Origin of the sequence: Pseudomonas sp. TWR1-1-3 (genome assembly GCF_049896805.1) — a bacterium.
Taxonomy (GTDB): domain Bacteria; phylum Pseudomonadota; class Gammaproteobacteria; order Pseudomonadales; family Pseudomonadaceae; genus Aquipseudomonas; species Aquipseudomonas bubulae.
In genome coordinates, this window is record NZ_JAFCUZ010000001.1 from 580,181 (window position 1) to 601,854 (window position 21,674).

At 61.8% G+C, this 21,674-nt stretch carries 20 protein-coding genes; 4 read left to right on the forward strand and 16 right to left on the reverse strand.

Features of this window, described 5'->3' with window-relative positions:
• Window positions 1–256: 256 nt before the first annotated feature.
• Entirely contained in the window at window positions 257–967 is a 711-nt protein-coding gene (locus tag ACP7BE_RS02660; RefSeq protein WP_095018091.1) for a FadR/GntR family transcriptional regulator, read from the forward strand.
• A 6-nt stretch (window positions 968–973) separates the two neighbouring features.
• On the opposite strand, the gene ACP7BE_RS02665 is transcribed toward ACP7BE_RS02660, so the two are convergent.
• From ACP7BE_RS02665 to ACP7BE_RS02725, 13 genes are all read right to left on the reverse strand, one after another.
• On the reverse strand, window positions 974–3,307 hold the full coding sequence (locus ACP7BE_RS02665; RefSeq protein WP_426104615.1) for a tetratricopeptide repeat protein: 2,334 nt from the start codon (window positions 3,305–3,307) through the stop codon (window positions 974–976).
• A gap of 24 nt (window positions 3,308–3,331) precedes the next feature.
• Window positions 3,332–5,818: a fused MFS/spermidine synthase gene (locus ACP7BE_RS02670; protein ID WP_426104617.1), complete on the reverse strand. Its 2,487-nt coding sequence runs from the start codon at window positions 5,816–5,818 to the stop codon at window positions 3,332–3,334.
• A gap of 144 nt (window positions 5,819–5,962) precedes the next feature.
• The gene (locus ACP7BE_RS02675; RefSeq protein ID WP_426104619.1) at window positions 5,963–7,549 is read right to left on the reverse strand and encodes an arylsulfatase; all 1,587 of its coding nucleotides are present in this window, start codon (window positions 7,547–7,549) and stop codon (window positions 5,963–5,965) included.
• A 51-nt stretch (window positions 7,550–7,600) separates the two neighbouring features.
• A complete protein-coding gene (locus ACP7BE_RS02680) occupies window positions 7,601–8,686 on the reverse strand; it encodes an HAD family hydrolase (protein ID WP_426104621.1) in 1,086 nt (361 codons plus the stop codon).
• Window positions 8,683–9,735: a hypothetical protein gene (locus tag ACP7BE_RS02685; RefSeq protein WP_426104623.1), complete on the reverse strand. Its 1,053-nt coding sequence runs from the start codon at window positions 9,733–9,735 to the stop codon at window positions 8,683–8,685. The genes ACP7BE_RS02680 and ACP7BE_RS02685 overlap by 4 nt, the downstream gene beginning before the upstream one ends.
• The gene (locus ACP7BE_RS02690; RefSeq protein ID WP_426104625.1) at window positions 9,732–11,309 is read right to left on the reverse strand and encodes a VWA domain-containing protein; all 1,578 of its coding nucleotides are present in this window, start codon (window positions 11,307–11,309) and stop codon (window positions 9,732–9,734) included. Before ACP7BE_RS02690 ends, ACP7BE_RS02685 begins: the two co-directional genes overlap by 4 nt.
• Window position 11,310: 1 nt before the next feature.
• The gene (locus ACP7BE_RS02695; protein ID WP_095026862.1) at window positions 11,311–12,303 is read right to left on the reverse strand and encodes a vWA domain-containing protein; all 993 of its coding nucleotides are present in this window, start codon (window positions 12,301–12,303) and stop codon (window positions 11,311–11,313) included.
• The gene (locus ACP7BE_RS02700; protein ID WP_095000491.1) at window positions 12,290–12,778 is read right to left on the reverse strand and encodes a DUF4381 domain-containing protein; all 489 of its coding nucleotides are present in this window, start codon (window positions 12,776–12,778) and stop codon (window positions 12,290–12,292) included. The genes ACP7BE_RS02695 and ACP7BE_RS02700 overlap by 14 nt, the downstream gene beginning before the upstream one ends.
• Complete coding sequence (locus ACP7BE_RS02705) at window positions 12,775–13,725, reverse strand: DUF58 domain-containing protein (RefSeq protein WP_426104627.1); 951 nt, start codon at window positions 13,723–13,725, stop codon at window positions 12,775–12,777. Before ACP7BE_RS02705 ends, ACP7BE_RS02700 begins: the two co-directional genes overlap by 4 nt.
• The gene (locus tag ACP7BE_RS02710; protein WP_426104629.1) at window positions 13,725–14,705 is read right to left on the reverse strand and encodes an AAA family ATPase; all 981 of its coding nucleotides are present in this window, start codon (window positions 14,703–14,705) and stop codon (window positions 13,725–13,727) included. Before ACP7BE_RS02710 ends, ACP7BE_RS02705 begins: the two co-directional genes overlap by 1 nt.
• A gap of 24 nt (window positions 14,706–14,729) precedes the next feature.
• Window positions 14,730–15,221: a hypothetical protein gene (locus ACP7BE_RS02715; protein WP_426104631.1), complete on the reverse strand. Its 492-nt coding sequence runs from the start codon at window positions 15,219–15,221 to the stop codon at window positions 14,730–14,732.
• On the reverse strand, window positions 15,218–15,979 hold the full coding sequence (locus ACP7BE_RS02720; RefSeq protein WP_426105342.1) for a DUF2092 domain-containing protein: 762 nt from the start codon (window positions 15,977–15,979) through the stop codon (window positions 15,218–15,220). The genes ACP7BE_RS02715 and ACP7BE_RS02720 overlap by 4 nt, the downstream gene beginning before the upstream one ends.
• 11 nt (window positions 15,980–15,990) lie before the next feature.
• On the reverse strand, window positions 15,991–16,899 hold the full coding sequence (locus tag ACP7BE_RS02725; RefSeq protein ID WP_095000488.1) for a transporter: 909 nt from the start codon (window positions 16,897–16,899) through the stop codon (window positions 15,991–15,993).
• Window positions 16,900–17,274: 375 nt separating this feature from the next.
• On the opposite strand from ACP7BE_RS02725, the gene ACP7BE_RS02730 reads away from it, so the two are divergent.
• The gene (locus ACP7BE_RS02730) at window positions 17,275–17,628 is read left to right on the forward strand and encodes a hypothetical protein (RefSeq protein WP_165446478.1); all 354 of its coding nucleotides are present in this window, start codon (window positions 17,275–17,277) and stop codon (window positions 17,626–17,628) included.
• A 7-nt stretch (window positions 17,629–17,635) separates the two neighbouring features.
• On the forward strand, window positions 17,636–19,999 hold the full coding sequence (locus ACP7BE_RS02735; RefSeq protein WP_095023539.1) for a DNA polymerase II: 2,364 nt from the start codon (window positions 17,636–17,638) through the stop codon (window positions 19,997–19,999).
• On the opposite strand, the gene ACP7BE_RS02740 is transcribed toward ACP7BE_RS02735, so the two are convergent.
• The 3 genes from ACP7BE_RS02740 to ACP7BE_RS02750 form a co-directional block, all read right to left on the reverse strand.
• Window positions 19,996–20,277, reverse strand: coding sequence for a hypothetical protein (locus ACP7BE_RS02740; protein ID WP_016781210.1), 282 nt, complete (start codon window positions 20,275–20,277; stop codon window positions 19,996–19,998). The two genes, ACP7BE_RS02735 and ACP7BE_RS02740, sit on opposite strands and share 4 nt — an antisense overlap.
• A gap of 84 nt (window positions 20,278–20,361) precedes the next feature.
• Window positions 20,362–20,730 (reverse strand): helix-turn-helix domain-containing protein, encoded by a 369-nt coding sequence (locus ACP7BE_RS02745; protein WP_095025844.1) that lies wholly within the window; start codon window positions 20,728–20,730, stop codon window positions 20,362–20,364.
• A gap of 3 nt (window positions 20,731–20,733) precedes the next feature.
• Complete coding sequence (locus tag ACP7BE_RS02750; protein WP_426104635.1) at window positions 20,734–21,036, reverse strand: type II toxin-antitoxin system HigB family toxin; 303 nt, start codon at window positions 21,034–21,036, stop codon at window positions 20,734–20,736.
• Between the two features lie 248 nt (window positions 21,037–21,284).
• On the opposite strand from ACP7BE_RS02750, the gene crcB reads away from it, so the two are divergent.
• A complete protein-coding gene (gene crcB, locus ACP7BE_RS02755) occupies window positions 21,285–21,665 on the forward strand; it encodes a fluoride efflux transporter CrcB (protein WP_095000485.1) in 381 nt (126 codons plus the stop codon).
• Window positions 21,666–21,674: the final 9 nt, after the last annotated feature.

The window sequence follows — 21,674 nt, forward strand, 5'->3', positions numbered from 1 at the left end:
CAGACATCATACGAGTTGGTTTTTTCCCTAGCAATGCCATGAAACAAACGAAAAAGTTATAAAAGATGCAGCTTTAGATACCTTTTGTGAGGTTTTATCGCTGTTTAGAGCATTTTGAAGCCAGAGGTCAGGTTCGGAAACGTATCTGCCTGGGGGGCTGAGTTCGTTCAAACCCAAGGTTTTCTGAGATTTATATAACTTGTCATACATGTTGGGGTGCTAGTATCAAGCGGTCTTGTACGAATGGATTTGCCCCATGCATGACCCCCAGAGTGCGCCGCTGCGCAAGCGTTCACCGGGCCTTGCCCACGACATCGTGGCCGAGCTGACCCAGCGAATTTTGCTGGGCCAACTGGCGCCCGGCGAGAAGCTGCCTTCCGAGTCGGCCATCGTGCGCGAACACGGTGTTAGCCGCACGGTGGTGCGTGAAGCGATTTCAAAATTGCAGGCATCCGGGCTGGTCGAAACCCGTCACGGCATTGGTACCTTCGTGCTTGAGCGCGATCCGCGCCAGGGTATCCACCTGAGCCGTGATACCGCAGCCAGCGTGCGCGGTATCGTCGAATTGCGCCTGGGCCTGGAGACCCAGGCTGCGGCGCTGGCCGCGAGGCGGCGCACGGAGGAGCAACTGCTGCAGATGCGCCAGGCGCTGGATGACCATCAAAGCTCACTGGCCAACAACGACAGCAGCGTCGAGCCGGACCTGCGTTTCCACCAGTTGATCGCTCAGGCCACGGGCAACGCTTATTTCACCGATATCATTGCCCAGTTGGGGCGTTCGGTGATTCCGCGTACCCGGATCAATAGTGAAGAGCGCGGTGATGCCGATCTCAAGCAGTTGGGGCAAATGGCTGTGCTGGAACATGAGGCGATCTTGCGCGCGATCCGCCGTCAGGACCCCGACGCCGCCCGCGCCGCCATGCTGCTGCATTTGAGCAACAGCCTGGAGCGCATGGCGGGGGGGTGAGGGCTGTCACTTCAACGCCATATCCTCAGGATTGATCTGTTTCCAGGCTTGCAGCACCACCTGCGCTTTGGGCTCCTGGCCGCTGTCGAGGTAGAACTGGATCAACGCCAATCGGGCATCGCGAAACGCCGGCTGGCGCTTGAGCAGTTCTTCCATTTGCGCGCAGGCCTGTTCGAGCTGACCGCTCTGGTGCAGGGCCACCGCCAGCACATAGCGGTACTGACTGTTGTCCGGTTCCAGTTTTACGGCCTGCTGCAAAGCTTTCATCGCTTGTTCGGGCTGGCCACCGCGAATCAATGCCAGCCCCAGACTGTGTTGCAACAACGCTGCCTGCGGTTGTGCCTTGATCGCGTCGTTGAGCAGGGTCGAGGCCTCGGCACTGCGCCCACTGGCCTCCAGCCATTGGGCCAGAGTGACCAGCGCCGGGTAGAAGTCCGGGTCGCGCAGCAGGGCGGCGCGCAGTCTGGCCTCGACCTCGGCATTGCGCCCGCTGGCCTGATACAGCATGGCCAGGTTGAGGTTGGACTCGGCCCGTTCGGCCAGGCTCAGCTGCACGCTTTCGTATTCACCGATGGCCTTGTCCCACGCCACTTGATTCGTGCCCAGGCCATTGCGCGCAGCGCCCTGCAAGTTGCGCGCGGCGATGATGCGCACTGCACGCACGCTGTCACTCAACAATGGGCTGAGCAACGCGACCCGCTCTGCCGGAGGCAAGAAAGCGCTCACTGCCCGCACCGCGCTTTCACGCACTTGCGGGGCAGGGTGGTTGAGGTCCTTGCTGGCCAGCTGCAGTGCGGATTCGCTGGGGTAGTTGGCCAGTTCAGCCAACAACGTGGCGCGTTGAATCGCTGGCAGGTTGCTGCGCCGCAATTGCTCGTAGAGCGCCTGCGCAGCACCCGGCCGGCCGCCGCGGATCAGCCACAGGCTTTCATCGTACCGGGCTGCTTGCGGTGCATCGTGGGCGGTCCAGAGCTTGAACTGCTCCGTCACCCTGTCACCGGCCTTGCCCTGATGGCAGCCCAGGCAGGCATCCGTTGTGCCCAGGGCTTTGGCCCGCACCGGGTTGGGGATGCTGAAGCTGTGGTCATGGCGATAGTCGTTGCCCATGTAGAACTTGCCGGGCATATGGCAATCCACACATTGCGAGCCCGGTTGGCCTTCGGCATGGCGATGGTGGTCGATGGCGTCATAGTTCTTCGCTTGCAGGCCCTTGCCATCAATCCCGGCAATGGCTGCTTTGCCGGCCGTGTTGTGGCATTGCAGGCACAGTGCATTGCCCGCTGCCTTGAGTTCGGTGCTGTGGGGGTTGTGGCAGTTGCTGCAACGCACGCCCTTGTCGAACATCTTGCTTTGCAGGAACGAGCCGTGTTCGAACACCTCGTCCTTGATCTTGCCGTCCAGTGCGTACAGCTCGCGGGTCAGTACGCTGGGCAGGTAGTCGTCCATCAGCCGCTTGCCCACGGTAAAGCCATCGCCCAGCGGGGCGCGGCGGGCATGGCAGCGGGCGCAGGTTTCGAGTTCTACCGTGGCGTCCTTGCTTTTAAGGTCGACGTCAAAGCCGCTGTGGGGCAACGGGTTGTTTTCCGTGACAGCGCGCAGATGGCTGGACGCCGGGCCGTGACAGGCCTGGCAACCGACGCCGAGGCTGTTCCATTGGCTGTTGAAGCTGTTGCTGGCGGCATCAAAGTTACGTTTGTAGCCGGTGGTGTGACATTCGACGCACATAAAGTTGGCGTTCTGGTTCGGTTTGCTCCAATGCAGCGGGTTCTTGAAGCTCACCCCCTGGCCTGGGTACAGATGGAACCAGCGGTGTTTTTCGGTATCCCAGGCCACCCCCAGGGCTTGCAGTCTGCCGTCGCCAACTTCGATCAAATACTGCTGCAACGGCGCAATGCCGAAGGTGTAAGCGACCTTGAAGTCGGCGGGTTTGCCATCCAGCCCCGGCGTATTGACCCAGAACTCGTCGCCCTGGCGAAAAAACCGGCTGTTTTCGCCTTCGCCCTTGAACGTGGCATTGCTGAAGTCGGCCAGTACGGTCTGCGGCGCGGCCACCTGCATGGCCAGTTGATGATGAGAGCCTTGCCAGTCCTTGACCTGGGCGTCGTGACAGCCCTGGCACTGTTGCTCGTCGACCATCTGCGCCGGGGCGACGGGCTCGGCCACCGCAGCCGTGGCCAGCACCTTTGGCTCATACACCGGCGCCGGGCGGTTGAGATAAAACCATAACCCGCCCAGCACCACCAGCAACACGGCAGCGCTTACGGGTAACAGGTAACGGCTCATCAGGGTGGGGCGCGAATCAGGTGGGTTTGCAGCTTTTATAGTTTTAGTTTTGGGCATTGCGACTTCCGTATCCAAAAGGCTCTAGCGTTCACCGACAAACCAGCGGTAATAGGGGTTGGCGCCATCGCCACGCATTACTTCACGGATATCCCGGCTCCATGCCTCGCGGTCGCCATCATAGGCATGCAGGCTGGAACGGTAAAACTGCATCAGGCGTTGCTGTTGGCTGTGCATGCGCTCGACAAACTCCGGGGCGGCGTTGAGCAACGGTATCGGTTGGCGCAGATCGAGCAGCGCCGGCAGCACCCGGCTGATTTCTTTGCTGCGCACCCACGGAGCGTACTCGATACGCGGTTGGTCGTCCGTGACGGCCGGCGCATCTGCAGCAAAGCGCACCAGCCCTTCACGGTCGGTCACCCAGGTTGCCAGCAGTGCCGCTGGCGAAGCGACGCCCACATCCTGCAGGGCGCTGCGTACACCCGGTTGCCCGAAACGGGCGCTGATGCGCGCGGCATCCAGTTCAATGGGCTGCAATGAACCCACCAGCAGCATTTCGTGAAACTCGCTGGTCCATAGCGTGGCGTAAGGGAATACGTCGAGAAAACTGCGCACCAGCGAACGCGAGTCGTCGATATTCTGCGTCGGCAACGGCAGCCATTGCGCAACTATCCCTTGCGGGTGCAGGCGCTGTGCAGCCAGTTGATAGAAGTCCCGCGAGTACAGATTGACTACGCCGGCGGCGGAGGGCGGTGGTGGTTCGAGGGTGATCAGGTCATAGCGCTGTTCGCTGCGCAGAAGTTCCTGGCGACCGTCGCGCAAACGCACCTGCAAGCCGGGGTTGGAAGCCGCAGCGAAGTTGCCTTTGAACAGGGTTGAAGCCTTGACCACCGCGGGCAGCAGCTCGGCCACCACCCGTTGCTCCAGTCCCGGATAACTGAGCAGGGCCCCGGCAGTGATCCCGGTGCCAAAGCCGATCACCAGCGCCGAGCGTGGTTCGCCGTTGTGGATCAACAGCGGCAACAGGGCCTGGATACGCATGTAGCGCAGTGAAGGCATGGCATCACCGGTGTTGGACACGCCCTGGATATACAGGCGATGGAAGCGGCGTTCACCCTTGCCCTGGGCCACGACGGCGACGGTGCCGCCGCGACCTTCCTGGTAAAACACCAGCTCACCGTTACGGGCTCCGGGCAGCAGTTCGGCGAGGCGCTCAACCGGCGTTAAGACGGCTACCAGCAGCGCTGCCAGGCTGAGCGCAACGACTGCCTGGCGATGGCCTTTCTTGACCCGGTGCCCCTGCTGTACCGCGATCAAACCTACTGCAGCGGCGATGACTGCCAGCATGCCGAGCGTATGTACCAGCCCCAGCCAGGGGATCAGGACAAAACCGCAGAGGGCAACGCCGACGATCCCGCCCAGCGTGTTGAACGCCACGACTGCACCTACATCCCGCCCGACCCGGCCGGGGCCGACGCACAGGCGCAGGGCTATCGGGAACGCTGCGCCCAACAGCAACGTAGGGATAAACACAATGCTCAGTGCGGCCACTGCGAAGCGGGCGCTCATGCCCAGCAACACACTGCCACCCAAGGCCAGTGCCGCAGTCTCTGCCTGGGTTTGCAGCAGGATCAGCCAGCGTCCGAGCAGGGCAACTTCCAGCAGGGCAACCAGTCCGGCCCCGGCAATCAGCAAGGCAAACACACCCCAGGGATCGCGTAGCCGATCAACTCGGCGCGCCATCAGGCTGCTGCCGATAAACAGTCCGGTCAGGTAAGTGGCCAGCACCACGGCAAAGGCGTAGGTACGGGTGCTCATGAACTGAACGATCGATTGCGACCAGACCACTTCGTAGCCCAGTGCCACACCGCCCGCGATGGCATACAGGGCCATGGCCAGCCGGGCCGGTTTGTGTGCCGCGCTGGTCGCCACCGGATCGGCGACAATGGTGTGCTGCCCGCGTTGCAGCCACAGGGCACCCGCGGCGGCAATCAGGTTGAGTGCGGCGGCTACAACGGCACTGGCGAAAACACCGAGGCTGGCAATCAGGAGAAAGGCGGTCAGCAGAGTGCCGACAATCGCCCCGCCGGTATTGGCGGCATACAGGCGGCCACCGGCCTGGCCCAGATGTTGCGGCTCGGATGCCAGTGCGCGTATCAGCACTGGCAGCGTGCCGCCCATCAAGAGGGCGGGCAGCCCCACCAGCAGCAATGGCAGCAACCAGGCGGGCAGGCCGATCCGTTGTTCGAGCCAGGCGAATGGCGCCGCGGCCATACCCAGCCCCAGCGTGGCGCCGATGCCGAGCACGGCCACACCCACTTCAAGGCCCGCATATAACAGCAAGGGTTTGCCCAGGCGGTCGGCGCAGCGGCCAAACAGCAGCCCGCCAAGGGCCAGCCCGGCAAAGAAGGCGCTGATGCCGGTGGTGATGGCGTACACCTCGACACCGATCACCAGCGACAGTTGCTTGATCCACAGCACCTGATAGATCAGGGCGGCAGTACCGGAAATAAATAGCAGCAAGGCAGTGGCAGACAATGCAGTACGGCTGGGCGGTAAGGGTGACGGCATTGCGCGGGAGCCTTGTGCAGAAGGAATTCGGGAAGGAGTCGTTACCCCGTGTGGGAGCGGGCTTGCTCGCGATGGAGGCGGCGCGATCTGACAGATGCAGTGCGTCGAGACAATCGCGGGCAAGCCCGCTCCCACAGGGCAGGTTTACTGCGCTGGCTGATTTTTCATTTTTTCCGCAATCTTGGCGTCTACCGCTGCCCGTACCTGATCGATACTGAAGCTTGGCGGCTTCTGGCTCGGCGGGTAATCGACGAAGGTTTCCAGGAAGTTGGCCGCCTTCATGATTGCCAGTTCGTTCAAGTAGACGTTTTTCGTGCTCCAGTCGTAATACTGATCGGAGACCATGTCAGCCCGTTCGAACGGGTCCATGCGCAGGTTGAAGATTTTCGGCACCCGCAGGCATACGAAAGGTTCGCTCCAGACCTTGAAACCGCCCGGTTCGCGTTGCTCGCAGAACACCACTTTCCAGTTGTCGAAACGCATCGATACCAGCATGCCGTCATCGTTGAAGTAGTAGAACTCGTTGCGGTTGCCCTTGGGTTGTTCGCCGGTCAGGTACGGCAACTGGTTGAAACCGTCCAGGTGCACCTTGAAGTTGTTGCCACCTGCCACCGGGGCCCAGCCCTTGAGCAACTTGTCTTTGACATCGGCATCGCCAGCCACCGCGAGCAGGGTCGGGAACCAGTCCAGCCCCGAGAACATCTCGTTACTCACTTCGCCAGCCTTGATTTTCCCCGGCCAGCGCACGATTGCCGGGACACGGAAGGCACCTTCCCAGTTGGAGTTCTTCTCGTTCCGGAACGGCGTGGTGGCCGCGTCCGGCCAGGAGAACTGGTTCGGCCCGTTGTCGGTGGTGTAGACCACGATGGTGTTGTCGGCGATTTTCAGGTCATCGAGGGTTTTCAGCAGTTTGCCGACGTCGCCGTCATGCTCAAGCATGCCATCGGCGTACTCGTTGCCGGGCATACCACTCTGGCCCTTCATCGAGTCGCGCACGTGGGTAAAGACGTGCATGCGCGTGGTGTTCATCCACACAAAAAAAGGCTTGTCGGCCTTGGCCTGCTTTTCGATGAACTCCTGCGCGGCCGCGGTGGTTTCGTCGTCGATGGTTTCCATGCGCTTGGCGGTCAGGGCCCCGGTGTCTTCAATCTTGCCGTCGGCAAAACTGTGGATCACGCCACGGGGCGAGGTGGCCTTGACGAAAGCCGGGTCATCCTTGGGCCAGTACGGGCGTTCGGGTTCTTCCTCGGCATTGAGGTGGTAGAGGTTGCCGAAAAACTCGTCAAAACCATGATTGGTCGGCAAGTACTCGTCGCGGTCGCCCAGGTGGTTTTTACCGAATTGTGCAGTGGCGTAGCCCTGGGATTTGAGCGCTTGGGCGATGGTGATATCGCGCTTTTGCAGGCCTACCGGTGCCCCCGGTATGCCGACTTTGGACAGGCCTGTGCGCAGCGGCGTCTGCCCGGTGATAAACGACGAGCGCCCGGCGGTGCAGCTGTTCTCTGCGTAGTAGTCAGTGAACATCATGCCTTCTTTGGCAATCCGGTCGATGTTGGGGGTTTTGTAGCCCACCACACCCATGGAGTAGGCGCTGATATTGGACTGGCCAATGTCATCACCAAAGATCACCAGGATATTGGGTTTTTCGGCGGCCACGGCGGTGGCGGACAACGCCATCACCGAAGCCGCCACGAGGGCTAGCCGGGGGAACCACTTGGCTGTTCGAGTCATGCAACTTGCTCCTTGTTGACCTGGTTGGTGCACTGCTGACGGCTGTTTTTCTTATTGCTGTTGCTCGTTGGCACTGGTCTCGAACGGGTAGATCCGTCGCCATTGCGACGCCATATCGACGATAGTCCAGTCCTGCTGTTTTGCCTGATCGAGCGCCTTGTCCAGGTGGCCGATTTTCGAGTCCTTGTCATAGGCCCATTCGCGTTTGGCGTCGGTGTGATGCACCAGCCCCATCAGGCGCGGGCCGTCGCCGGCGGCGGTCCACTGGAGCATCTGCAGGTCGCCGTCGGAGTTGCCGAAGGCGAGGATCGGTCGGCGGCCAATCACGCTGTCGATACTTACCGGCTTGCCGGGGCCGTCATCGTTGTGGGCAATTTTGGCGGTGCGCAGGATTGACGGTTTGCCGTCCTTGACCTGGTATTCGGTGACAAACGTGGAGCCGATCACGTGCTCTGGCGGTATGCCATAGACCTCTTCGGCAAATACGCGCATAAAGCCGGTATCGCCGCCGGACACGATGTAGGGCTTGAATCCCTGGCTGCGCAGGTAGGTCAGCACTTCCAGCATCGGCTGGTAGACCATCTCGGTGTAGGGCTTGCCGCTGGTGGGGTGGCGTGCGCTGCTTAGCCAGCGCTGGACGTTGTCGCGGAACTCATCGGTGGTGAGCCCGGCGTGGGTCGTCATGAAAATTTTCAGCAGGCCCTCCATGCCGCTTTCGGCCAGGGCCTTGTGGTCGTTTTCCAGCACCGCCTTGAACGGTTGCTGGTCTTTCCATTCCGGGTGCGCGGCGGCCATGCGGCGGATTTCGTCGAAGGCAAACAGCTCCTCGAAATAACCCGGTTGCTCGCTCCACAGGGTGCCATCGTTGTCGAACACGGCGATACGCGCTTCGGGTTGTACAAAGCCCTTACTGTCTGGCGTGGTAACCGTCTCGACAAATTCGATGATGCTTTTTTTCGCCGGCCCTTGGTTCCAGGAGGGCAACGGGTCGGCAGCCAGGGCGAACAGGGGCAGGGCGAATAGCAGAGTCGCTGCCGTTCTTGCCGAGATCCTTTTGCTCCAGTGGGAGCGAGTCTGCTCGCGAAGGCCATTCGCGAGCAGGCTCGCTGCCACGGCTACAGTTTTTTGTTTATTCATTTTTGGAAGTCCTTTTCATGTCTTGGGTTGAGCGGGCGCAAACCATAGTTTTTGCGCGGCGGGCGGTTGTGTTTCCACTGACGCATGGCATTGAAAGCGTGGAGCAAGCGCCGCCGGTTCACAGACAGGGCAACGGCCAGCAGCAATAACCCGATGCCAACCAGCAACGTGGCGGGCAGCCGCAGCCGGGTGGGTTGGCCCATTTGCCTGAGGTCGTCAACGATCGAGAACACCGGGGTGTAGCTGCTGCTGGCTGTGGCCTTGAAGGTGACGGCCGGGAGTTCGCCGAAACGGATTTGGCGGTTCACGCTGTCCCACCATTTGACGCGGATTGCCGGCAGCTCGAAATCGCCTTCGCGCTCGATGCGATAACTGACCCGGTCAATGCGCTGACCGCCATTGAAACCGCCCCGGCCGTCGTCCAGATTGCTCACCTGCGGGGTCTGCGGGTATGCACCGAGTCCGGCCACCGAGCCCCGGGGCGGAGCGGGCAGGGCCAGCCCCGGGGTACCGTCGGCCTGTAACGTCACGCTGCGGGTCAGGCTGTCACCCACCTTGAACGGGCCGCCTGGCGGGGTAAGGGTCTGGCTCAGGCGCAACGCGCTGGCCACCAGTATCGGTTCGCCGGGGCTGAACCCTTCGGGCAGACTGGCACGAAAGGTCAGCACCGGGGTTTGCCCCGACAGCTCATGGCTGGCCTGCGCCGGGGTCGCGCGCACTGTCAGTGGCGCGATCGAGAACGCTTGCGCCTGCGTCGGGGTGATTCGGTAGGTGTAGCGCAGGCCGCTGAAGGTCTGGCCCTGAATCGTCTGCGACAGGTGCCCGGCCTCACCATTGGGCGGTGTCACATCGGTACCGTCCAGGTTCAGTTCGGGTAATGACGCACCACGGGTGAACCAGCTGTCGGTGAGCACATCGACCTGCAACTGCAAGGTCTCGCCCACCACCACGGCATCACCCGGTACCAGCCGGGCCTGCACCAACAGTTGCGGTTCGTTGGCCTGTGCCAGGCCGACGCACATCAGCAGTACCAGAGCGCAGGGCTTCATGGCGCCACCTTTTGGTCTTGCAGGCTGAATTTTTGCCGCAGGAAATTGGCCGGAGAGGTGGTCAGGTTTTGCAGCCATTGTTCGTCGCTGGCCGCCTGCGGGGTTTGCAGCGGTTTGCTCTGGCCTTTGCCTGGCGGTTTGTCGAATTTGACTGCGTCGGGTTTGACCTCGGGGGTGTTCTGCTCGGCGCTGTCGGTATCTTTTTCCAGGGCAATGGCCAATGCCAGGTTGGCACTGGCTTCGGGGAACTGCGGTTGCAGGGCCAAGGCCTGGCGATAGGCGGCAATCGCCTGATCGAACTTGTAGCGGCGTACGTAAATATTGCCCAGGTAAAAGTACGCCGGGGCGGTGTTCAACCGGGCAAAGCTGGCCAGTGCCAGATCGAAATCGGCGGCGTTATAAGCTGCGATGCCTTTCCAGTAAGGATCGACAAATAACTCGGCTGCTGCAGGGTAGTGCTGTTGCTCAAAGGCCCAACGCCCTTGCTGATCCCGGGTGAAGAAGGCATCGGTCAGTGCGTTGGCCTGCGCCGGTGACGGTTGCAGGGCCAGCCCTGCCCCCAGCAGCAGAACGGCGTTCCAGTTGAGGCTCCAGCCACGGCGCACCGAGAACCAGGCAAGCAATAGCAGGGGCCCGCATAACCAGTAACCGGCGTCTTTCCATTGCAGCTCGCGCTGCTCGTCGCTGGCGGCCTGGAAGTGCTGTTGGGCGTGGCCTTCGACCCAGTCCAGATCATCGTTGTTTATGGTCAGGCTGCCCAGCGGTGCATCGGTGGCCGCGGCCAGTTGCTTGAGCGCGGCGCTGTCGAAGCTGCCCAGTTGCGGGCGACCGGAACTGTCGGTGCGCGGTTGGCCGCTGGCATCGCGAATGATCCCGCCAATGCTGCTGCCCACTGCCAGTACCAGTACTTGCAGGGCATTGTCTTGCAACAGGGCTTTGAGGCTGTCCAGTTGCGAGGTGTCGGCGCCATCGGTGATCAGCAGCAGGGTGCCCGGAGCTTTCTCGGCCTGTAGCAGGCGCCTGGCCTGTTCGATCACCGCCGCCACGTTTTTGCCGGGCCGGGCAATCAGGTCGGTGCCCAGGGCCTGGATAAAACTGTCGAGCAGCGCCGGGTCGTCGGTGGCGGGCAACACCAGATGGGCGCTGCCCGCGTAGGCGATCAGGGCCGTGCGGGCACCGCTGCGCCGGGCAGTCAGGTCATGCAATTTGTGCTTGGCGGCTTCCAGTCGGGTGGGCTGCACATCGCTGGCATCCATTGACGGTGACAGGTCGAGGGCAATGATCAACGGCGCGCGGTTTTGCAGGAATGCCGGGCGGTCCTGTTCCCAGGTGGGGCCTGAGGCCGCAATGGCGCCGATAATCAGCAGGGCAGCGGTCAAATGTACCGGGCGCAGGCGGTGGCTGTCGGGCGGGGTGACCAGCAAGTGTGGCAACAGGTGGGGAGCGATGATCGCTCGCAAACGCCGTTGCTGGTCATGGCTGCGGCGCCACATTAGCGGTAGCAGGGCACCCACAATCGCCAACAGCAGCCAGGCCGGGCGCAGAAAGTGGAAGTCACTCAGGTTGATTTCCATTTCAGGCCTCCCGCGGTGGTGAGCGCGGGTGGCGCCGTGAGGCCAGCAGTGCGAGCAGATGATACAGCGCTATCAGGCTGATGGCGGCCGCTACGGGCAACCAGAACAGGTCACGTTTGGGCTGGTGGCTGAAGGTTTGCACCCTGTGCGGGGTGAGCTGGTCGAGGGTGGCGTAGACCTGGTTCAGGCTGTCACGGTCTTCTGCGCGAAAGTACTGGCCGCCGGTGCTTTTGGCGATGCTCTGCAGGGCTGCAAGGTTGACCTTGGCTTCGCCGTCGGCATCCGGGTCGCCTATGCCGATGGTGTGGATCACTACCCCTTTGGCCGCCGCCATGGCCGCGGCACGGGGCACGGGGATGGCGCTGCTGGTGTCGTTGCCGTCGGTGAGCAGGATCAGTACTTTCTCCTGCTCGTGGGCCTGGTCGAGCAGTTTGAGGCTCAGGCCGATGGCGTCGCCGATAGCGGTGTCGGGCCCGGCCATGCCGATGCCGGTGTCGTCCAGCAGCAGCGACAGGCTGGCGTGGTCGAGGGTCAGTGGCGCTTGCGGATAGGCAGCGCTACCAAACAGGATCAGGCCGATGCGGTCGTCCTTGCGCCGGGCGATAAAGTCCTGCACCACGTGTTTGACCGCGCTCAGGCGGTCGATCCTCTGCCCGCTGGCGTCGGTGAAATCCGTGGTTTGCATCGATTGAGAGATATCGATGGCAAGCATCAGGTCGCGCACCGGTTGCTGGCGCTCGATGGGTTTTTCGACCCATACCGGTCTGGCCACGGCCACCACCAGCAATGTCCACACCAGCAGGTTGAGCAGCAATTGCCAGATGTTGTGCTGCGCACCTGCGATCTGTGGTGCTTGATCGACAGCGCGGCTCATGGCGTTGAAAAACGGTACGCGTACCGCACTGCGGGCTTCGCGGTAAGCGGGCAGCCAGCGGTAGCCGAACCACGGCAAGGGCAGCAACAGCAGCAACCAGGGATAATCAAACTGCCACATGGTGCAGCTCCACCCAGCGTGTACAGGTGTCGACCAACTGCTGGCGTTGTGCGGCGGGCAGGGCGAGCAATTGCTCATCCTGGGCGTAGGCCAGAAACGCCAGTTGCTGGCTGAAATCCTCGGGCACAGGCGGTGGGCCGTGGCGTTGTAAAAAGTCCTGCCAGGCCTCGCCCTGCAGAGGCGCCGCTGCCTGCGGGACGGGCATGGACAGTGCCACCCGTTTAAGCAGCGTGGGCAGTTCGCGCAAGGTGCCCAGCGGGTCGTTGGCCGCGCGCAGTTGTGCCAGCCGTTGCAAGGCCTCGCGCCGGTAGCGGTCACGCCGCCACTGCCAGCAGGCGCGTGCCGCCCAGACCGCCAGGCCGGTCAGCACAACCCCAAGCAAGGCCCACCAGCCCCAAGTCTGCGGCAGGTAGCTGACGGGTGCAGGCAGGGCCAGGGTTTGCAGTTGGTCAATGCTGGGGATAGTACTGCTCATGGCCGCGCCCCGCCCAGTTTGCCCAGTTCGATCCGCAGCTGGCTGTGAGTATCCTGCGCGGTGCTGAACATCATCAGCGGTACCTGGCTGCGGCGCAGCAGGCTGGCGATGTCCTTGAAGCGCCCGCTGAGGAAGTCGCCCAGCGGCTGGCGTACGTGTGCGTGCTCTACCGCCAGCTCCACTTGCAACTGGCCCTGGGTAACCAGCAAGCGCCCGGTATCGGGCAGGTCCAGCGCCAATGGGTCGTAAACCTGCATGGCGATGACATCGTTGTGCACTGCCAGTTGGCGCAGCAACTGCAGGGTGTGCGGCCCAGCCCCGGCGAAATCGCTGATCAGGCAAATCAGGTGGTCATGCCCGGCAATGGCCAGGCAATGTTGCAGGACCTTGTCCAGTTGGTCGGCGTCTTCGCAGTCCGGTTGAGTGGCATTGAGTTCCTGGTTTTGCCGGGCAATTTTGCTGCACAACGCCTCCACCCGTTTGCGGCTGCGCAGCGGGGCAATACTGTCGATGCGCTGGTCGTTAAAGATCAGCCCACCGACCCGGTCACCGGCGTTGAACACCATCCATGCGGCCAGTGCACCCAGTTCGGCAGCGGTGGCGGATTTGAAGCTGCGGCTGGAGCCAAAAAACATCGACATGCGCTGGTCGACCACGATCAAGGCCGGGCGGTCGCGTTCTTCGGTAAAGGTACGCACCACTGGCTTGCCGGTGCGCAATGAGGCGCGCCAGTCGAGGTGGCGCAGGTCGTCACCGGGTTGATAGCGGCGTAGTTCGTCAAAATTCAGGCCGCGGCCACGCAAGCGCGAAGCATGGTTGCCCGAGAGGATACTGCCGCGGGGTTGGCGGGCGACAAAACTCAACGCCCGCGCTTTGAATTCCAGCGCCATCAGTTGCGCAAGCGAGACGTACACCAGGCCGTCGGCCTCCTGCCGTTGGGCGTGCATCAGGCAGGTATCGCGACTTTGTCGAGTATGCGTTGCAGTACCTGATCAGCGCTGACGCCATCGGCCACGGCGTCGTAACTCAGTTGCAGGCGGTGGCGCAGTACCGGATACGCCACGGCGCGCACGTTGTCCGGGGTGACAAAGGCCTGGCCGCGCAGCCAGGCGTCAGCACGGGCGCAGCGGTCAAGGCCGATACCGCCGCGGGGGCTGGCGCCGATACTGATCCAGCGGGCCAGATCGGCGTCATAGTCGGCAGGACGGCGGGTGGCGTTGATCAGGTCGATCAGGTAAGCATCGATGGCGGGGGACACGGCCACTGTGGCGACTTCGCGGCGAGCCGCGAAAATCACCTCCTGACCCAGGGTAAACGGCGGGGCTGTATCGGCCGTGGCGTGCTGCACCTGTTCTTCAGCGCGCAGCATGCGCAGCACCCGGGATTCATCTGCCGGGTTTGGGTAGTCGAGCAGCACTTTCATCACAAAGCGGTCCATCTGCGCCTCGGGCAGCGGGTAGGTACCTTCCTGTTCGATGGGGTTTTGCGTAGCCAGCACCATAAACAGTGCGGGCAGCGGGTGGCTGTTGCCGGCGACGGTGATCTGCCGTTCTTCCATGGCTTCAAGCAGGGCCGCCTGCACCTTGGCCGGGGCGCGGTTGATTTCGTCGGCCAGGATCAGGTTGCCAAACAGCGGCCCGGGTTGAAAACGGATCAGGTTCTGGCCGTCCACCTGGTGCAGCACCTCGGCGCCGGTGATGTCCGATGGCAGCAGGTCAGGGGTGAACTGGATACGGCTCATCTGCGCCTCCAGGTGCCTGGCCAACGCCTTGACGGTGCGGGTCTTGGCCAAACCCGGCAGGCTTTCGAGGAGCAGATGACCGTTGGCCAGCAAGCCGACGATGATCTGGCGGATAACCTCGTCCTGGCCCAATACCGCTTCGGCGATGCTGGCTTGCAGGGCATTCAAATCGTTGAGCGCTGTCATAAAGCATTCCTTGCTTGAGCACGATTACCAGGGGGCGGGGACCACCACAAACTGCACGTTGCCACCCACATAGCGGGGCTGATACCAGGTTGGTCCGCAGTGTTGATACGCCACATTGTTGGCCACGACCGATACGCAGTCCGCAGGCACGCTGGTGACTTGCGAGCCGATGGCTATTGCCGTGGCCGTGGTTGCACCCACCACGGCGGCGGCTGCCCACGGGTGATACCAGTTGTCCGGTGGTGGTGGCGCAGGCAAGGGCCGTGGCGGAGGTGGCATGGGCCGTGGTGCCGGGTAGGAATGCGGTTGGGGGGCCGGCTGCGGGTAGGGGTGCGGCCCCGGCTGTGGATGCGGCTGTGGCTGTGGCATGGGGTGCGGCGCTGGGTGTCCGCCAGTGTGCGGCAGCACAAAAGTCCGTGCGCCGCCACCACCGCGCAGTTGCCAGGCCAGGGCGACAGAGGTGTGCAGCAGGCAGGCGCTGAGCACGCCACAGAACAGCCAGTGCAGACGCTTCATGGTTGCGCCTCCAGGCTGTATTTGCTCGGGGCCCACTGCAACGGCACTTCCTGGGCACCTGCGGGCGGATCAAAATCAAAGCTGTGGGCGCTGATTGCCGGTTTGAGCTGCCAGGTAAAGTCGACGCTGTGACGCGGCTGCTCGGGTATGTCGCGACGGGTGATGGTCAGGCGGCACGGCAGGCGCTGTTCGCCCTCACGCAGCCACAGCTGCCAGTCGATAGCATCCTGACGCAAGGCGTAATGATCACAGCGCTGGCCGTCCAGCGTCTCACTGCCAATCAGCACGGCCGAACGCAAACCGGCCTGTCTGACGGTGTTGGCGTTCCAGCGAAACAGGTCGGCCAGCGGCAACTCGATGCCATAGCGACTATTGAGCAGGTCGATCAGTGCGTTGATGTTCGCCGGGGCGGGGGCGCTTGCGTAGTAGGGGCTGGGGCTCTGGTAGAGGGTGAAGCGCTTGCCGTTGTAATAGAGGGTGCGGTGTATGCCCTGATTGTCCACCGAGACCAGCAGCTTATCCGGCTGTTGGGCCAGCAGTCGGGTGGTGTGCCGAAATTCGACGGTCTGGCCGTTATCCAGTACCTGGTCTGTCTGGCTGCGGGCCTCGACGCCAAATTGCTTGAGGCTGCGCAGGTAACTGCCCATCTGCTCCAGGGCCTGCACAGCCGCGGGCTCGATGGCGGACGGGTCGCCGGCATGGGCGTGCAAGGCCATGGCCAGTAACAGGCCTGGCACTACGCGACTTACCCGAGGCATGGTCACGACGCTTACCAGACGTACTGCATGCGCAGCGTCCAGGTGGCGATATCCGGTGAGCCTTTGCGCTCGCTCACGGTGTCGGTATAGGCCAGCAGGCCGCCGAATTGGGGGGTGAGCATAAAGCCCATGCTGGCGCCTGCCAGGGTGCTTTCCTGTTTGTTGTCCTGCCAGTCGCCGTCAATTTTTGTCTCGCCGCCCCGGCTATAGGTGGCGTCCAGCGAAGCCCACAGGGCGCGGTTGAAGTCATAGCTGTAGTGGCCTTCGATGGCATACAGGGGTTTTTGTTCGAGCTTGCTGTTGCCCTGGTATTCATCGTTGGACCCGAACAACGACACCATGGTGTTGATCTCCAGCCAGGTGGGGCCGATGGGGGTGCCGAAACCCAGTTCGGGTTTGTACACCCAGCGATTGGCACCGATATTGATCACCCGGTTCTTGTCATAGTCGCCGGTGGGGGTGGTGACTGTCAGGGCTGCCGTGAGAAAGGTCTCGGGAGTCCATTTGGCGAACTCCTCCTTGCTCAGGGCGGGGCCGCCAAAGATGTTGTGTGCGAACACCAATTGGGTGTCACCCATGCCACCGTTGTGTTTGGTACCGGTGAAATAGCGGGCGTTGTCGAATGATGCGGATAGATCGGCGTAAGGCTGCAGGATCTCGAAGGCACTGTTGCGCCCGTCGATACCGAAGCTACGGGCATAACGCAGGATATACAGGTCGGCATTGAGGGACAGACCGTCGATGGGTAGCGAGGTGTCGATGGGGGTATTGGAGTCGACGCGGTTGTAATAGCCGAACAGCATGTTCAGGTCGGTGGGGGTGTTTTGCCAGTCACGGGCGTTGTCGGCCCAGCCTGCCAGCGGCGTCAGGATCAGGGTGAGGGCGGTAAAGCTGGCCTTGCGAGCGGTACTTGCTCCCATCGTAGTGCTCCTTCAATCGCTCTTTGGCGGTTTATCGTCCGATGCCCGGCGTGTTTATTTGTTTACTGAAGCTAGCAGCAACCGCGAAATTCGCTGGCTGGAGACGCAAATGCTGCTGATTCTGTGGGCTGGGTCTCTTTTAAATGACGAGCGGTTATAGATGTTGCGCTCGGGGAGCAGGGTTGGTGTTGTTCAAATTTTTGCTTTTGCTGTAGCCACCCCCAGGAATGGATTTGTCCCCGGTGGTTTTAACTGCAATACCGGCGACATATTTTCTCTGTGGGACCAAGCCCATTCAGCGGACTACTGGTTATTTAGCCACCTATGGGCACTGGCTGCGTGATATCGTATTGACCTTTATCCAGAGGCTATCCAATGCGAATGCTGATTAGCGTCATGAGTCTGGCCATGCTGGCCGGTTGTGTGTCTCCTGCGATGGACACTGCCCGTAGCCAGGCCCCGACCCGGGTGCTGGCTTCGGAAAAAGCCACGGCGCTGGTCGCCGAATGCATCAAGTTTTCCTGGCAGGATGAAAGCGTGTTCGGGGTCGATGCCAGTGCCTATATCAATAACGACAAGGCTGGCAAACAGACCGTCTACACCCGTGGCGCCGAGTCCTTTGCCGATCTGACACCCCAGGGCACCGGCACGGCAGTGAGCTACTACGCCCAACAGCCGGGTGATGCTGCTGCCATGCGCCGCCTGGCGATGCTGGCGACATGCCTGTAACCGCGTAATGGACTTGAGGCAGGGCTTTGTCCTGACCCGGCACTGGCGTGATACGCCGTCGGGTATCGAGGTCGACTTCTGGTTGGCCACCGATGACGGGCCGCAGCAGGTGCGCCTGCCTTACCAAACCTGCACCGCGTTTATCCCCAAGATTCAGCTTGGCCAGGCCCAGGCTCTGCTGCAGAACGAGCGCGATATCGAATGGCGTGAGCTGGCGCTGTGTGATTTTCAGTCGCGCCCGGTGATCGGCCTCTACTGCCGCCAGCATGCCCAGTTGATGGACATCGCCCAGCGCCTGCGCCGCGCCGGGGTCGATGTGTACGAGGCCGATATACGCCCGCCGGAGCGGTTCCTGATGGAGCGTTTTATCACTGCGCCGGTGAGCTTTGGCGGCCGTGTACAGGGCGATGGCCCGCTGCTGGACGCCCGGATCAAGCCGCATCCCGACTACCGGCCACGGTTGAAACTGGTGTCCCTGGATATTGAAACCAGCGAGCAGGGCGACCTGTATTCCATTGCCCTCGAGGGCTGTGGCCAGCGTCAGGTGTATATGCTGGGCAAGGCCACCGCGGCCGATACCCCGGTGGATTTCGACCTGGAGTTCTGCGCCAGCCGCGGCGACCTGTTGCTGCGTCTTAACCAGTGGATGGCCCGGCATGACCCCGACGCGATCATCGGCTGGAATGTGGTGCAGTTCGACATGCGGGTGTTGCACGAGCATGCCCGGCGCCTTGGTATCCCGTTGCTGCTGGGGCGTGGCAGCAGTGAAATGCAGTGGCGCGAACACGGCACGCGCAAAAACCATTTTTTCGCCAGTGCTGCGGGCCGCTTGATCATTGACGGCATCGAGTCGTTGCGCTCAGCGACTTGGTCGTTCCCGTCTTTCAGCCTGGAAAACGTCGCCCAGACCCTGCTTGGCGAAGGCAAGGACATCAGCACGCCGTACCAGCGCATGGACGAAATCAACCGCATGTTCGCCCACGACAAACCTGCGTTGGCGCGCTACAACCTCAAGGACTGCGAACTGGTCACGCGGATTTTCGCGAAAACCGAGCTGCTGACCTTTTTGCTGGAGCGCGCCTCGGTCACGGGGCTGGAGGCCGATCGCAGCGGTGGCTCGGTGGCGGCCTTTTATCACCTGTATATGCCGTTGATGCACCGTCAGGGCTTTGTCGCCCCCAATCTGGGGGACAAACCGCCCCAGGCCAGCCCCGGCGGCTTTGTCATGGAGTCTGAGCCGGGGTTGTATGAGTCGGTGCTGGTGCTCGATTACAAAAGCCTGTACCCGTCGATTATCCGCACTTTTTTGATTGACCCGCTGGGGCTGGTTGAAGGCTTGCGCGAGCCTGGCGATGAAACCTCGGTACCGGGCTTTCGCGGTGCGCGTTTCTCTCGCACCCGGCACTGCTTGCCGGCCATTATCGAGCGCGTGGCCAAGGGGCGCGAAGTGGCCAAGCGGGACAAAAACGCGCCCCTGTCACAGGCCCTGAAAATCATCATGAATGCGTTTTACGGGGTGCTGGGCTCCAGCGGTTGCCGGTTTTTTGATACGCGGCTGGCATCGTCGATCACCCTGCGCGGGCATGAAATCATGCTCAAGACCCGCGCACTGATCGAGGCCCGGGGCTATAGCGTGATCTATGGCGACACGGACTCCACTTTTGTCTGGCTGCGCAGTCAGCACAGTGAGGAGGACGCGGCGAGTATCGGCCGTGAGCTGGTGCAGTACGTCAACGACTGGTGGCAGGCCCATGTGCGTGACGAGTATGGGCTGACCAGCGCACTGGAGCTGCAATTCGAGACCCACTACAGCCGCTTTTTCATGCCCACCATTCGTGGCGCCGAAGAGGGCAGCAAAAAGCGCTATGCGGGGTTGGTGGTGCACGCCGACGGCCGTCGGGAGATGGTCTACAAGGGGCTTGAGACCGTGCGCAGCGACTGGTCACCGCTGGCCCGGCAGTTCCAGCAGGCGTTGTACCTGCGCATCTTCAATCGTCAGCCCTGGCAGGCCTACGTGCGTGACTTTGTGCGTGCCACCCTGGCGGGTGAGCATGATGAACTGCTGATCTACCGCAAGCGCTTGCGCCGCCCGCTCAGTGATTACGAGCGCAATGTGCCGCCCCATGTGCGGGCGGCGCGGCTGGCCGATGAGTATAACGACCGGCAGGGGCGGCCCCGGCAGTACCAGAATGGCGGGACGATCAGCTACGTGATCACCGTGGCCGGCCCCCAGCCGTTGGAGAACCGCACCGCAGAAGTGGATTACGAGCACTATCTGTCGCGTCAGCTGCAACCGGTGGCCGACGCGATTCTGGTGTTTGTCGATGACAATTTCAGCGCCCTGGTGGGCGGGCAACTGGGGTTGTTCTAAGCGTCGCTGGCAGGGCTGGCGGCGGCCTTGGAGCGGGCACGATCCTTGGCGGCCTTGGCTTCGGCGGCCAGGCATTCCAGGCAGAACTGCTCGGCATAGCTCATCAGGATTTCGGTGGTGTCGCCCTTGATCGTGCGGGACCCAGCGAGGATATAGCGCATGCGTTTTTCCGTGACCCCGAGGCGCAGGGCAATCCAGGCCGGGGTCTGGCCGATACGGTCGACCAGTTTGTTGGCGTATTCGGTGGAGTGGTTGTAGCGTTCAGCATTGGGAAACATAGGGGTTCCATGGGGCGGTAGGATGAAGCCGGAGGGCATGGTACTCCTTTTCACCCGCGCCCATGATTTTGCCTGCCCCGGCGGTCACGACTTGACCGGCTTGATCAGACTCTCTGCCGGGATGCCAAACATCTCATGCAGCTTCCAGATCATGGGCAGGGTCAGGGAGCGCTTGCCGTTGAGCACTTCATACACCCGGTTCTGCCGGCCGATCGCAGGCACCAGGTCAGCCGCTGACAACCCGGACTGCTCCATCCTGAAGCGGATGGCATCCACCGGATTGGGCAGGTCGACGGGAAAGTGCTTGGCTTCGTAGGCTTCGATCAGGGTGATCATGACCTCCAGGTAGTCGCCTTCAGGTGTCCCGGGCTGCGGTTCATTGTCGAACAGCGGCGAAACCGACTTCAGTGCGTCTTTGTAGTCCTGCTCGGTGCGAATTGGACGAATATTCATGGCTTACTCCATTTCCACGGTGTTGGCATCGATGGCGTCGTACTGCTGGTGAGTGCCTGCGAATTTGATATAGATGGCGCTGAAGTGGTAGGCCACAGCTACCACGAGCCGATAGTCGTTACCTTTGATGTTGAACACGACCCGGTTGCTCTTGAGAATGCTGGCATGGCGAAACTGCGCCTTGATGTCGGCCGGCGTTTGCCAGTTCGCCTTTTTCGCTTCATCTATCCAGCAGAGGAAGGATTGCTCTGAGCCTGGGTGCTGTTGCCAAAAAAACTTGAGCTGACTGACTACGATGATTCTCATAAAACGAACCTAGTCCCATGATGGGACTTTTGCAAGTTGGCTTTACGTCCTGTGCTGCTCAAATACCCTGCAACTCTCAGGAGCGCCAGTTTGAAAGCTTGAGCAAATATGAGCTGCGCCATTCAGGCCTCACTGCCCCCGGCATGGACTCTTCTGTAACAGCGAAAGACCCGGCCCAAGTCATGCCCGCCCGCTGTTTTATGAACTAGAGTTTCCCCCACTCACCAACAGACACGAGAGGGACTTTCATGACTGCGCTGGATGTTTTCTGGGTCGGGCTGGGGGGCGGGCTGGGCTCGCTGTTGCGCTGGTGGATCGGTTTGCGGGTAGGGCAGTTCTATAAGGGGCCGTTTCCGCTGGGTACATTTTTGATCAACGTCAGCGGCGCCTTTGTAATCGGTTACCTGAGCATCCTGTTTACCGTGGACTGGCGCGACCGCTACGGCGACTTCCTCAGCGCCGCGGTGCTCACCGGTATCCTGGGCGGTTACACCACATTCAGCAGCATGCAGCTGGATGCCGCGAAACTGGCCAAGGCCAGGGATCGTGCATGGGCCGCAGGTTATCTGATCATCTCGGTACTGGTCGGCCTGGCCGCCGCCGCTTTCGGCGCCTGGCTGGCGCGCTGACTCAGGAGT

What these genes read in the sequence shown, in the direction of transcription:
- ACP7BE_RS02660 (WP_095018091.1), top strand. Translation starts at nt 257, where the DNA reads ATGCATGACCCCCAGAGTGCGCCGCTGCGCAAGCGTTCACCGGGCCTT.
- ACP7BE_RS02665 (WP_426104615.1), bottom strand. Translation starts at nt 3,307, where the DNA reads ATGCCCAAAACTAAAACTATAAAAGCTGCAAACCCACCTGATTCGCGC.
- ACP7BE_RS02670 (WP_426104617.1), bottom strand. Translation starts at nt 5,818, where the DNA reads ATGCCGTCACCCTTACCGCCCAGCCGTACTGCATTGTCTGCCACTGCC.
- ACP7BE_RS02675 (WP_426104619.1), bottom strand. Translation starts at nt 7,549, where the DNA reads ATGACTCGAACAGCCAAGTGGTTCCCCCGGCTAGCCCTCGTGGCGGCT.
- ACP7BE_RS02680 (WP_426104621.1), bottom strand. Translation starts at nt 8,686, where the DNA reads ATGAATAAACAAAAAACTGTAGCCGTGGCAGCGAGCCTGCTCGCGAAT.
- ACP7BE_RS02685 (WP_426104623.1), bottom strand. Translation starts at nt 9,735, where the DNA reads ATGAAGCCCTGCGCTCTGGTACTGCTGATGTGCGTCGGCCTGGCACAG.
- ACP7BE_RS02690 (WP_426104625.1), bottom strand. Translation starts at nt 11,309, where the DNA reads ATGGAAATCAACCTGAGTGACTTCCACTTTCTGCGCCCGGCCTGGCTG.
- ACP7BE_RS02695 (WP_095026862.1), bottom strand. Translation starts at nt 12,303, where the DNA reads ATGTGGCAGTTTGATTATCCCTGGTTGCTGCTGTTGCTGCCCTTGCCG.
- ACP7BE_RS02700 (WP_095000491.1), bottom strand. Translation starts at nt 12,778, where the DNA reads ATGAGCAGTACTATCCCCAGCATTGACCAACTGCAAACCCTGGCCCTG.
- ACP7BE_RS02705 (WP_426104627.1), bottom strand. Translation starts at nt 13,725, where the DNA reads ATGCACGCCCAACGGCAGGAGGCCGACGGCCTGGTGTACGTCTCGCTT.
- ACP7BE_RS02710 (WP_426104629.1), bottom strand. Translation starts at nt 14,705, where the DNA reads ATGACAGCGCTCAACGATTTGAATGCCCTGCAAGCCAGCATCGCCGAA.
- ACP7BE_RS02715 (WP_426104631.1), bottom strand. Translation starts at nt 15,221, where the DNA reads ATGAAGCGTCTGCACTGGCTGTTCTGTGGCGTGCTCAGCGCCTGCCTG.
- ACP7BE_RS02720 (WP_426105342.1), bottom strand. Translation starts at nt 15,979, where the DNA reads ATGCCTCGGGTAAGTCGCGTAGTGCCAGGCCTGTTACTGGCCATGGCC.
- ACP7BE_RS02725 (WP_095000488.1), bottom strand. Translation starts at nt 16,899, where the DNA reads ATGGGAGCAAGTACCGCTCGCAAGGCCAGCTTTACCGCCCTCACCCTG.
- ACP7BE_RS02730 (WP_165446478.1), top strand. Translation starts at nt 17,275, where the DNA reads ATGCGAATGCTGATTAGCGTCATGAGTCTGGCCATGCTGGCCGGTTGT.
- ACP7BE_RS02735 (WP_095023539.1), top strand. Translation starts at nt 17,636, where the DNA reads ATGGACTTGAGGCAGGGCTTTGTCCTGACCCGGCACTGGCGTGATACG.
- ACP7BE_RS02740 (WP_016781210.1), bottom strand. Translation starts at nt 20,277, where the DNA reads ATGTTTCCCAATGCTGAACGCTACAACCACTCCACCGAATACGCCAAC.
- ACP7BE_RS02745 (WP_095025844.1), bottom strand. Translation starts at nt 20,730, where the DNA reads ATGAATATTCGTCCAATTCGCACCGAGCAGGACTACAAAGACGCACTG.
- ACP7BE_RS02750 (WP_426104635.1), bottom strand. Translation starts at nt 21,036, where the DNA reads ATGAGAATCATCGTAGTCAGTCAGCTCAAGTTTTTTTGGCAACAGCAC.
- crcB (WP_095000485.1), top strand. Translation starts at nt 21,285, where the DNA reads ATGACTGCGCTGGATGTTTTCTGGGTCGGGCTGGGGGGCGGGCTGGGC.